General features: G+C 68.3%; 11 protein-coding genes and 1 tRNA gene. 10 read left to right on the top strand and 2 right to left on the bottom strand.

Features of this window, described 5'->3' with window-relative positions; translation table 11 throughout:
- Positions 1-99 precede the first annotated feature (99 nt).
- From rsmB to AP428_RS13190, 10 genes are all read left to right on the top strand, one after another.
- The gene (rsmB, locus tag AP428_RS13235; RefSeq protein WP_054928169.1) at positions 100-1,491 is read left to right on the top strand and encodes a 16S rRNA (cytosine(967)-C(5))-methyltransferase RsmB; all 1,392 of its coding nucleotides are present in this window, start codon (positions 100-102) and stop codon (positions 1,489-1,491) included.
- A complete protein-coding gene (locus AP428_RS13230) occupies positions 1,488-2,078 on the top strand; it encodes a DUF4390 domain-containing protein (RefSeq protein WP_006477467.1) in 591 nt (196 codons plus the stop codon). Before rsmB ends, AP428_RS13230 begins: the two co-directional genes overlap by 4 nt.
- Positions 2,068-4,482, top strand: a complete 2,415-nt coding sequence (esaS, locus tag AP428_RS13225; protein WP_011546482.1) for a sensor histidine kinase EsaS — start codon at positions 2,068-2,070, stop codon at positions 4,480-4,482. The genes AP428_RS13230 and esaS overlap by 11 nt, the downstream gene beginning before the upstream one ends.
- A complete protein-coding gene (gene esaR / locus AP428_RS13220; protein WP_012329434.1) occupies positions 4,483-5,184 on the top strand; it encodes a response regulator transcription factor EsaR in 702 nt (233 codons plus the stop codon).
- Between the two features lie 60 nt (positions 5,185-5,244).
- Positions 5,245-5,320 (top strand) — tRNA-Phe (locus AP428_RS13215).
- A 351-nt stretch (positions 5,321-5,671) separates the two neighbouring features.
- Entirely contained in the window at positions 5,672-6,406 is a 735-nt protein-coding gene (queC, locus tag AP428_RS13210) for a 7-cyano-7-deazaguanine synthase QueC (RefSeq protein ID WP_011546481.1), read from the top strand.
- A 76-nt stretch (positions 6,407-6,482) separates the two neighbouring features.
- Positions 6,483-7,115 carry a 7-carboxy-7-deazaguanine synthase gene (queE, locus tag AP428_RS13205; protein ID WP_054928168.1) on the top strand — a complete coding sequence of 211 codons (633 nt, stop codon included), beginning with the start codon at positions 6,483-6,485 and terminating at the stop codon, positions 7,113-7,115.
- A gap of 18 nt (positions 7,116-7,133) precedes the next feature.
- Complete coding sequence (gene queD, locus AP428_RS13200) at positions 7,134-7,586, top strand: 6-carboxytetrahydropterin synthase QueD (protein WP_006477472.1); 453 nt, start codon at positions 7,134-7,136, stop codon at positions 7,584-7,586.
- Between the two features lie 338 nt (positions 7,587-7,924).
- Positions 7,925-8,710: an HpcH/HpaI aldolase/citrate lyase family protein gene (locus AP428_RS13195; RefSeq protein WP_011546479.1), complete on the top strand. Its 786-nt coding sequence runs from the start codon at positions 7,925-7,927 to the stop codon at positions 8,708-8,710.
- Positions 8,707-9,459: a tetratricopeptide repeat protein gene (locus tag AP428_RS13190; protein WP_054928167.1), complete on the top strand. Its 753-nt coding sequence runs from the start codon at positions 8,707-8,709 to the stop codon at positions 9,457-9,459. The genes AP428_RS13195 and AP428_RS13190 overlap by 4 nt, the downstream gene beginning before the upstream one ends.
- Positions 9,460-9,534: 75 nt before the next feature.
- On the opposite strand, the gene rodA is transcribed toward AP428_RS13190, so the two are convergent.
- Together rodA and AP428_RS13180 are read right to left on the bottom strand one after the other, a co-directional pair.
- Entirely contained in the window at positions 9,535-10,683 is a 1,149-nt protein-coding gene (gene rodA / locus AP428_RS13185) for a rod shape-determining protein RodA (protein WP_011546477.1), read from the bottom strand.
- 11 nt (positions 10,684-10,694) lie between these two features.
- Positions 10,695-10,887, bottom strand: a 193-nt coding sequence (locus AP428_RS13180) for a hypothetical protein (protein ID WP_156349313.1), incomplete at its 5' end; no start/stop codon positions are given.

Raw genomic sequence — 10,887 nt, 5'->3', positions numbered from 1 at the left:
GGTTTGGGATCGCCGGGCCATCTGGCCGCCGCGATCCCGCCGTTTGCCGCATTTGTTTGCCGCACCTGATTGCCGCGCCTGCTTGCCGATTCCGTACCGATGACACGACCCCGTTCTTCCGCTCCGACTTCTTCCGGCCGCCCGGCGCGCCTGGCTGCGCTGCACCTGGCGCCCGATTCGCTCGGCTTCGCGCTCGACGCGGCCGCGCAGGCGGTCGACGCGGTGCGACGCGGCACCGCGTTGCCGGCGGCGCTGTCGGCGGTATTCGCGCAGATGCCGTCCGGTGCGCAGGCGCTCGCGCGCGGCGCGACGCAGGACGTCGCCTACCGGACGATGCGTCGCCTCGGCAGCGCGGACTGGCTGATCGGCAAGTTCGTCAGCAAGGCGCCGCCCGCGCACGTGCACGCAGTGCTCGCCGGCGCGTTCGCGCTGCTGCTCGACCCGCCTGACGAGGCAGCGTACCCGGCGTTCACGGTGGTCGACCAGGCCGTCACCGTCATCGGTGCGCGCCGCGAATTCGCGTTCGCGAAGGGGATGGTCAACGCGGTGCTGCGCCGTTTCCTGCGCGAGCGCGACGCACTCGTCGCCGCGATGCAGGACGACCCGGTCGCACGCTGGAACTACCGCGTGTGGTGGGTCGATGCGGTGAAGCGCGCATGGCCCGATGCGTGGCAGGCGATCCTCGCGGCCGGCGAGCATCAGGGGCCACTGACGTTGCGTGTGAATGCGCGCCGCGCGAGCGTCGATGCGTATCTCGACACGCTGCGTGCGAGCGGAATCGACGCGACCGCGATCGGCCGGCACGCGGTGCGGCTCGCGTCGGCGCTGCCGGTGGAACGCATCCCGGGCTTCGCTGACGGCGTGGTGTCGGTGCAGGACGCCGGCGCGCAGCTCGCGGCCGAATGGCTCGACGCGCGCGACGGCATGCGCGTGCTCGACGCGTGCGCGGCGCCCGGCGGCAAGACCGGCCATATTCTCGAACTCGCCGATGCGGAAGTCGTGGCGCTCGAAAGCGACGCGACGCGCGCCGCGCGCATCGGCGAGAATCTCGTGCGCCTGTCGCTCGCGGCGAACGTGTGCGTCGGCGACGCGGGCGCGCCGGACACCTGGTACGACGGGCGCCCGTTCGATCGCATCCTGGCCGACGTGCCGTGCTCGGCGTCCGGCATCGTGCGGCGGCACCCCGATATCCGCTGGCTGCGCCGCGAGGCCGACATCCCGGCGCTGGTCGCGGAGCAGCGTCGCATCCTGTCGGCGCTGTGGCCGCTCGTGAAGCCGGGCGGCGAACTGCTTTACGTGACCTGTTCGATCTTCCCCGAGGAAGGCGAATTGCAGGCCCGCTGGTTTGAAGCGGCCTGTGAAGATGCGGTACGATTGGACGCCCCCGGCCAACTGCTGCCGGGCGGCGTGCAGGGACGGGCGGCCGCCGGCGCACTCGACCAGAACACCGATCACGACGGATTTTTCTACGCGCGGTTTCAGAAACGGTGACGATCAAACACCTTTTTCCCTTTCGGCTCGCGGCCGTCCTGCTGGTCGCGTTGACGCTGTGCCTGGCCGTCGTCCGGCCGGCGCATGCCGAATCGATCGCCGTGCAGCGCGCATCGCTCCAGTCCGACGGCAGCGGCTGGAGCCTGGACGCGCGGTTCGACTTCGAGCTGAATCCGAACCTCGAGGATGCCGTCAACAAGGGTATCCCGCTTTACTTCACGACCGACTTCGAGCTGAGCCGCGCACGCTGGTACTGGTTCGACGAGCAGCCGGTGGCGGTCACGCAGACGATCCGCCTGTCGTTCCAGCCGCTCACGCGCGAGTACCGCGTGTCGACGGGCGGCCTGCAGCTCGGCTTCCCGTCGCTGAAGGATGCGCTCGCGGTGGTCCGCCACATCACGTCGTGGCACGTGATCGACCGTAACCAGGTACGGGCGGGCGAAACCTACACGGCGTCGGTGCGGATGCAGCTCGACACGGCGCTGATGCCGAAGCCGTTCCAGGTCGATGCCGTGAACAACCGCGACTGGACGCTCGGGTCGGACTGGAAGCGCTTCAACTTCACGGTGACCGAACGTGCTAAATAAAGTACGCCGCGCGGCCAGCGGGAAGAGCCTCCTCATCCGCGTGATCGTCTCGACGGTCGCGATCACCGCACTGCTGCTGCTCGTGCTGCTCGCGGCCGCGAGCGCGAACACCGAATTCTTCGACCGCTACTACTCGTGGCTGTACGCGACGAACATCATCGTCGCGCTCGTGTTCCTGCTCGTGGTGCTCGGGCTGATCGGGATGATCGTCGTGCGCCTGAGGAAGGGCAAGTTCGGCACGCGGCTGCTCGCGAAGCTCGCGGTGTTCTTCGCGCTCGTCGGCGTGGTGCCGGGCGGGATCATCTACATCGTGTCGTACCAGTTCGTGTCGCGCAGTATCGAGTCGTGGTTCGACGTGAACGTCGAGACGGCGCTGACGGCCGGGCTGAACCTCGGCCGCGGGATGCTCGATGCGTCGCTGTCCGATCTGCAGACCAAGGCGCGGCTGATGTCCGACCAGCTCGCGAGCGTCGACGCGAACACGAACGGCACGACGCTCACGCTGCTGCGGCTGCGCGACCAGTTCGGCGTGCAGGACGCGACGATCGTCGAGCCGAGCCGCGGCGGCTCGGGCGCCGCGCCCGACCTGCACATCGTCGCGCAGGCGTCGGGCAATTTCGCGGCGCTGATTCCGGACGACCTGCCGACGCCGCTGATGCTGAGCCAGGCACGCGAACACGGCGCGTATGCGGCGATCGAGGGCGAGGTCGACGGCGACCCGCGCGCGCATGGCGCGAAGGGCGCGCTGCGGTTGCGCGTCGTGCGGCCGATTCCCGATGCGACGACGTCGCTGTTGCAGCCGGCGGAGCGGTTCCTGCAGCTCACGCAGCCGGTGCCGCCCGGGCTCGCGCACAACGCGGACGCCGTGCAGCGCGCGTACCGCGAGTACCAGGAAAAGTCGCTCGGCCGCACGGGCCTGCGCAAGATGTACATCGGCACGCTGACGCTCGCGCTGTTCCTCGCGACCTTCATCGCGATGATGCTCGCGCTCGCGCTCGGCCAGCAGCTCGCGCGGCCGCTGTTCCTGCTCGCGCAGGGCACGAAGGAGATCACGGAAGGCGACTACACGCCGAAGCGCGAGATCAAGACGCGCGACGAGCTCGGCTTCCTCACGCAGTCGTTCAACGCGATGACGCGCCAGTTGTCCGAGGCGCGGCTCGCGGTCGAGAAGAACCGCATCGCGCTCGAGCATTCGAAGACGTATCTCGAGAGCATCCTCGCGAACCTGACGGCCGGCGTGTTCGTGCTCGACCGCCAGTTCCGGCTGACGACGGCCAATCGCGGCGCCGAGCGGATCTTCCGGCAGCCGTTCAACTCGCTGATCGGCACGACGCTCGACCGGATCGGCGTGGCCGCCGGGTTCGGCGCGATGGTGCGCAAGGCATTCGCCGATCGCGAGGCGGCGTCCGACGGCGGCAGCGGCGATCGCGGCCACTGGCAGCAGCAGTTCGCGATCGAGGTGCCGGGCGAAACCGATCCGCTGACGCTGCTGGTGCGCGGCACGCGGCTCGTGTCGACGGTCGAGGGGCAGGCCGACGATCCGCAGACGTCCGGCTACGTCGTCGTGTTCGACGACATCTCCGACGTGATTTCCGCACAGCGTTCGGTCGCGTGGGGCGAGGTCGCGCGGCGGCTCGCGCACGAGATCAAGAATCCGCTGACGCCGATCCAGCTGTCGGCCGAGCGGCTGCAGATGAAGCTGTCGGACAAGCTCGCGCCGCCCGACGCGGACGTGCTCAAGCGCGGCGCGACGATGATCGTGAACCAGGTGGCCGCGATGAAGCGGATGGTCGACGATTTCCGCGAATACGCGCGCACGCCGCCGGCGGTGCTCGCGAACCTGCAGTTGAACGAACTGGCGAGCGAGGTGCTCGGGCTGTACGGCGTCGGCGAAGGCAAGAGCCCGATCGTCGCCGAACTCGCGCCGTCGCTGCCGGTGATTCGCGGCGACGCGACGCAATTGCGCCAGGTGATTCACAACCTGCTGCAGAATGCGCAGGATTCGGTCGCGGAGTCCGCGCATCCGCGTGTGTTGATCGAAACCAAGACAGTAGAATATGGCGACCCCGACGCCGAGGGCAAAACGCGCGTCGCGGTACGGCTTACCGTGTCCGACAACGGGCCCGGTTTTCCGGCACGCATCCTGACCCGCGCGTTCGAGCCTTACGTGACGACGAAGGCGAAGGGCACGGGGCTCGGGCTGGCCACGGTCAAGAAAATCGTTGACGAGCACGGCGCGCGGATCGATCTGCGCAATCGCATGCACGGCGAGACCGTCGAGGGTGCGCAGGTATCGATCCTGTTCCTGCAGATGGCGAGCGATACGCCAGGCGCCGAACCGGGTGCACAGGACGGGACGACTCCCGCCAAGACAAAAGCAAGTGAGCAGACAAAGGCAGCGTAAATGGCAACCATCCTGGTGGTAGATGATGAAATGGGCATCCGGGAATTGCTCTCGGAGATCCTCAGCGATGAAGGACATGTCGTCGAGGCGGCGGAGAACGCGCAGGCCGCGCGGGAATACCGGCTGAATCAGGCGCCCGATCTCGTGCTGCTCGATATCTGGATGCCCGATACCGACGGCGTCACGCTGCTCAAGGAATGGGCGGCGCAGGGGCTGCTGACGATGCCCGTGATCATGATGTCCGGGCACGCGACGATCGATACCGCCGTCGAGGCGACTAAGATCGGCGCGCTCGATTTCCTCGAAAAGCCGATCGCGCTGCAGAAGCTGCTGAAGTCGGTCGAGCACGGTCTCGCCCGCGGCGCGGCACCGGTGTCCGCGAACGCGGCGGCGAAGGCGGGCGGCGGGCAGGCCGCGGGGCCGGCGACGGTCGCGTCCGCGGCGGCGCTGCCGACGCTCGGCGACGACATGGCGTCGGCGCTCGGCCTCGCGGGCCAGACGGCGGCGATCCCGTTCGACATCCCGTTGCGCGAAGCGCGCGATGCATTCGAGCGCGCGTACTTCGAGTATCACCTCGCGCGCGAGAACGGCAGCATGACGCGCGTCGCGGAGAAGACGGGCCTCGAGCGCACGCACCTGTATCGCAAGCTCAAGCAGCTCGGCGTCGAGCTCGGCAAGAAGCCGTCTGAAGGTGCGCTGTAAAATATTTTGCGAAAGCACTTGCCCGGGGGCGGATAGCTCGATATACTTTCATTCTTCGTTGGCCCGGTAGCTCAGTTGGTAGAGCAGCGGATTGAAAATCCGCGTGTCGATGGTTCGATTCCGTCCCAGGCCACCAGCATTTAAAACCCCAAGAATCGGAAGGTTCTTGGGGTTTTTCGTTTGTGGTGGGTATCGCGTGTCGTGGGCGGTGGGCCCGGCAGCATTCGCCGGGGCATGATAAAATCCGTGCCCGCTCAATGACTTAGCGCATCGCTTCATGCGCATGGCAGGCTGCCCGCGGCGCGCCTGTCGTGGCGCGCGGCCACGATGCCGCGCGATGAGCGGTATAAGCGCGCCGCCGCATTCGCGGCCGACCGCGCTGCCTATACTGGTCGAGCCGGCGCAGGCCGGTCGCGTCGGGCCGCCCGGCGGCAGCCGGCCTCGGGGCGCAGTGCGACGCGAGCCTACACATTCACGGAGTATCACGGTGATTCGGACAGACGCTAAAGACGGCGCGCTCGTGTTGTTTTCCGGCGGGCAGGACTCCGCCACGTGCGTGGCATGGGCCCTCGAACGCTACCAGACGGTCGAGACGCTCGGCTTCGATTACGGCCAGCGTCATCGCGTCGAACTCGAGTGCCGCGAAGGCGTGCGCGAAGCGCTGAAGCACAGGTTTCCGGCGTGGTCGGACCGGCTCGGCGACGATCACATGATCGACCTGTCGGTGCTCGGCGCGATCAGCGATACCGCGATGACGCGCACGATCGAGATCGAGACGACGGCCAACGGCCTGCCGAACACGTTCGTGCCGGGCCGCAACCTGATGTTCATGACGATCGCCGCGGCGATCGCCTATCGCCGCGGGCTGCGCGTGCTGGTCGGCGGGATGTGCGAGACCGATTTCTCGGGCTATCCCGATTGCCGCGACGACACGATGAAGGCGCTGCAGGTCGCGCTGAATCTCGGGATGGATACGCGCATGGTGCTCGAGACGCCGCTGATGTGGCTCGACAAGGCGCAGACCTGGCAGCTCGCCGAACAGCTCGGCGGCGAGGCGCTCGTCGAACTGATCCGCGTCGAGACGCACACGTGCTACGTGGGCGAGCGCGCGGAACTGCACGACTGGGGCTTCGGCTGCGGCGAATGCCCGGCCTGCAAGCTGCGCAAGCGCGGCTACGAGGCTTACCTGAAGGGCGAGCGGGTGACCGAAGCGCCGCTGTGATGCGGCTCGCGCGGGCAGCGCTTGATGGACAACGGATTCTGATCGACAACGAGCGGCGCGAGCCGGACGAAGCACGATGACTTACGCGGTCAAGGAAATTTTCTACACGTTGCAGGGCGAGGGCGCGAATGCGGGCCGGCCGGCCGTGTTCTGCCGGTTCGCCGGCTGCAACCTGTGGTCGGGCCGCGAAGAGGATCGTGCGGAGGCCGTGTGCCGCTTCTGCGATACGGATTTCGTCGGCACCGACGGCGAGAACGGCGGCAAGTTCAAGGACGCCGCCGCGCTCGTCGCGACGATCGCCGGCCTGTGGCCGGAGGGCGAAGCGAATTGCTTCGTCGTCTGCACGGGCGGCGAGCCGATGCTGCAGCTCGACCAGCCGCTCGTCGACGCGCTGCACGCGGCCGGCTTCGAGATCGCGATCGAGACCAACGGTTCGCTGCCGGTGCTCGAATCGATCGACTGGATCTGCGTGAGCCCGAAGGCCGATGCGCCGCTCGTCGTCACGAAGGGCAACGAACTGAAGGTCGTCGTGCCGCAGGACAACCAGCGGCTGGCCGACTACGCGAAGCTCGATTTCGAGTATTTTCTCGTGCAGCCGATGGACGGCCCGTCGCGCGACCTCAACACGAAGCTCGCGATCGACTGGTGCAAGCGTCATCCGCAGTGGCGGCTGTCGATGCAGACCCACAAATATCTGAACATTCCCTGAGCCACGGCTTTTGACATCGTGCTGATTACCCGAAAACTCGAATTCGACGCGGGCCACCGCATTCCCGATCACCGCAGCCAGTGCAGGAACCTGCACGGCCATCGCTACGTGCTCGAAATCACGCTGCGCGGCGATCTCGTCGATACCGAGGGGGCGCCCGACCGCGGCATGGTGATGGATTTCGCTGACGTGAAGGCGCTCGCGATGGAGCACCTCGTCAGCAAGTGGGACCACGCGTTCCTGGTCTATGCGCGCGACGACGTCGTGCGCTCGTTCCTCGAGCAGATGGCCGACCACAAGACGGTCGTGATCGACCGGATCCCGACCGTCGAGAACCTCGCGGCGATCGCGTTCGACCTCCTCGCGAACGTGTACGACGCGCACTACGGCGTGAACTTGCGCCTCGAGCGCGTGCGGTTGTACGAAACGCCGAACTGCTGGGCCGACGTCGAGCGCCAGCCCGGCCGCTGATCCTGCCTGCCCCCGCAGCCCCGCCGTCCGGCGCGGGCTGCCCGTCGCCGCGCACCGTGGCCTCGACTCCCTCCTTCCCGCGTCGGTAGGGCTTCCCCTGTCTGTTCCCGCATCGAGCGCCCGCCGCGCTATGATCGACGTGCCGCACCGAAAAACGCTCGCGTGAGCCATTGCGCGGCCCGCGCTGTCAGATCGGCCGTCCCGGGCCGACTCACGTTCTCTGGCGCGCGATCCGTCGCCGCCGCCGTGCTTCGGTTGCCCGGCGGTATGCATTCCGCTTTCCGCTTCGCCTGTTGCTTGTCCCGTTCGATTGCCGTTCCGTTCCGGAGGCCGTATCGATGAGCACGCTCACCAATTCCCTCAAACAACGCCTGCGCGACGGTGACGAGCCGCTGTACGGCCTGTGGCTGTCGCTCGGCAGCGACTCGGCCGCGGAAGCGCTCGCGCACGCCGGTTACGACTGGCTCTGCATCGACATGGAGCATGCGCCGAACGACAGTCGCGACGTGGCGTCGCAACTGCGTGCGATCGCCGCGGCGCACCTGCCGAGCGAGCCGGTCGTGCGCGTGCCGGCTCGCGAGCCGTGGCTCGTGAAGCGCGCGCTCGACGCCGGCGCGCGCACGCTGATGTTCCCGTGTATCGAGACGTCCGACGACGCCGCGCACGCGGTGCGGCTCACGCGCTTTCCGTCGCCCGACACGCCCGACGGACTGCGCGGTGTCGCAGGCATGGTGCGCGCGGCGGCGTTCGGCATGCGCCGCGACTACCTGCAGACGGCGAATGCGCAAGTGGCGGTGGTCGTGCAGGTCGAATCGGCGCGCGGCGTCGACGAAGTCGAGCGGATCGCGGCGACGCCCGGCGTCGACTGCCTGTTCGTCGGCCCGGCCGACCTCGCGGCGAGCCTCGGGCATCTCGGCGACATCCGCCACCCGGACGTCGAAACCGCGATGGCGCGCGTGCTCGCGGCCGGCAAGCAGGCAGGCGTCGCGGTCGGCATCTTCGCGGGCGACACGGCGGCCGCGCGCCAGTATCGCGACGCCGGTTACCGGATGATCACGGTATCGGCCGACGTGAGCTGGCTATTGCGCGCGACGCGGCAGGCGTTGCAGGAGGTACGGTCATGAACGGCGCAGATGCTGCGTGCCGCGGGCGCGCGCGGATCGGGACGATGGTCGGCCTGTGGGCCGTGTGTGCGGTGGCCGCCGCGCAGGGCGCGCCGCAAGCGAAGCCCGATCCGTCGCGCGAGACGCAATCGGCGGTTGCCGACTACAACGCCGGCGACTATCGTGCGGCGCTGGTGCAATTCCACGATGCGGCCGAGCGCGGCGATCGCCTCGCGCAGTTCAACTACGCGATGATGCTGCTGACGGGCGAAGGCGTGACGGCGAACGTCGACGAAGGGCTGCGCTGGCTCAGGCGCGCGGCGGACGCGAACATGTCGCATGCGCAGTACGTGTACGGCCGGATGTTCGACGATGGCGAATTCGTCGCGCGCAATCCGGCGGAAGCGCATCGCTGGTTCCTGCGCGCCGCGAAGCAGGGGCACGTGCAGGCCGAGCTGTCGCTCGCGAACCAGTTCCTCGACGGGCGCGGCACGCCGCGCGACAACCGTCAGGCGTTCGCATGGTACAAGCAGGCCGCCGACGCGGGCGAGCCGACCGCGCAGTACGTGACCGCGTCGTTCTACGAGCGCGGCGGCGACGGCGTCGCGCAGAACCTGAACATCGCGCGGGCGTATTACGCGGCGGCGGCCGCGCAGGGCGACGAGACGGCCGGGATGAAATTCAAGGAGCTGAGCGCGCGGCTGAAGGCGCCGGGGCCGGCATCGGGCGCCGGCGCGGAGCAGGGCAAGCCGCACGCGCCGCCGCAGTAGGCGGCCGCATTCGGCGCATCCAGTGAAAAACGGCGCCGGGGCGCCGTTTTCGTGTGCCGCGGTGCGGGGCCGCGATCAGCTCTTCATCAGCCGCCGCTGCCGCCCGACGCTCATGATCATCCCGATCGCGATGCCGAGCGTCGTGAGCGCGGTGCCGCCGTAACTCATGAACGGCAGCGGCACGCCGACGACCGGCAGCACGCCGCTCACCATCCCGATGTTGACGAACGCGTAGACGAAGAACGCGAGCGTGAGCGAGCCCGCCAGCAGCCGGCCGAACAGCGTCGCGCCCTGCGCGGCGATGTAGAGCCCGCGGGCGATCAGCGCCATGTACAGCGTCAGCAGCACGAGCCCGCCGGCGAGCCCCCATTCCTCCGAGAACACCGCGAAGATGAAGTCGGTGTGCTTTTCCGGAATGAATTCGAGGTGCGCCTGCGTGCCTTTCAGGTAGCCCTTGCCGAGCACGCCGCCCGAGCCGATCGCGATCACGGCCTGGATCGTGTGGAAGCCCTTGCCGAGCGGGTCGGAGGTCGGGTCGAGCAGCGTGCACACCCGGTGTTTCTGGTAGTCGTGCATCAGCGGCCACTGTACTTCGGGCTGGCAGATGCGTTCCTCGAACACGGCGATCGAGCCGACCGCGAGCACGCCCGCGACGAGCACCGGCACGATCAGCTTGAACGACAGGCCGGCGAGGTAGATCACGAAGAAGCCGGCCGCGAACACGAGCAGACCCGTGCCGAGGTCGGGCTGCTTCGCGATCAGCCCGACCGGCACCAGCAGGATTCCGAATGCGGCGATGAAGTCGTACCAGCGCAGCCCGCCTTCGCGGCGCTGGTAGTACCACGCGAGCATCAGCGGCGTCGCGATCTTGAGGATTTCGGATGGCTGGATCACGACGCCGACGTTCAGCCAGCGCTTCGCGCCCTTCTTGGTCATCCCGAACAGCGCGACCGCAATCAGCAGCGTGACCCCGAACGTGTAGAGCGGGACCGCGAAGCGCATCAGCGTGGTCGGCGGGATGTTGGCGATCACCCACATCAGCACGAACGTCAGCAGGATGTTGCGCAACTGGTCCTCGACGCGGCCCGGCATGTCGATCGACGCGCTGTACAGCGTGACGATGCCGACGCACAGCAGCAGGAACACGATGAGGGCGAGCGGGCGGTCGAAGCCCGCGAACATCTGCTTGATCTTGTCGAGCCAGGCGCGCTTGTCGAATTGCATGCCTTTCTCCGTTAATGAGCGGTGCCGGCGTTCGCCGCTTTCGCGGGGGCCGTCGCACGATGGTTGTCGTCCCGCGGCGCGGCGGCGACCGGCTGCGCGTCGCTGGCGGGCCGGCGCGGCCGGTGCGGACGCCGGATCGGCGGCAGGCTCGCGGCCATCGGCGCCGCGGCGCTCGCGTCGGCCGGCGCGGCGGCGCTGGCCGCA

The sequence above is a fragment of the Burkholderia sp. E168m22 genome (genome assembly GCF_001319805.1).
Taxonomy (GTDB): Bacteria; Pseudomonadota; Gammaproteobacteria; order Burkholderiales; family Burkholderiaceae; genus Burkholderia; species Burkholderia orbicola.
The sequence above is the reverse complement of the archived record's forward strand: the minus strand, read 5'-3'. Positions and strand labels throughout refer to the sequence as shown.

Bases quoted from the DNA above. Each gene is read 5' to 3' on its own strand.
- AP428_RS13195 (WP_011546479.1), top strand. From the start codon at position 7,925: ATGAGCACGCTCACCAATTCCCTCAAACAACGCCTGCGCGACGGTGAC.
- queE (WP_054928168.1), top strand. From the start codon at position 6,483: ATGACTTACGCGGTCAAGGAAATTTTCTACACGTTGCAGGGCGAGGGC.
- esaR (WP_012329434.1), top strand. From the start codon at position 4,483: ATGGCAACCATCCTGGTGGTAGATGATGAAATGGGCATCCGGGAATTG.
- AP428_RS13190 (WP_054928167.1), top strand. From the start codon at position 8,707: ATGAACGGCGCAGATGCTGCGTGCCGCGGGCGCGCGCGGATCGGGACG.
- rsmB (WP_054928169.1), top strand. From the start codon at position 100: ATGACACGACCCCGTTCTTCCGCTCCGACTTCTTCCGGCCGCCCGGCG.
- rodA (WP_011546477.1), bottom strand. From the start codon at position 10,683: ATGCAATTCGACAAGCGCGCCTGGCTCGACAAGATCAAGCAGATGTTC.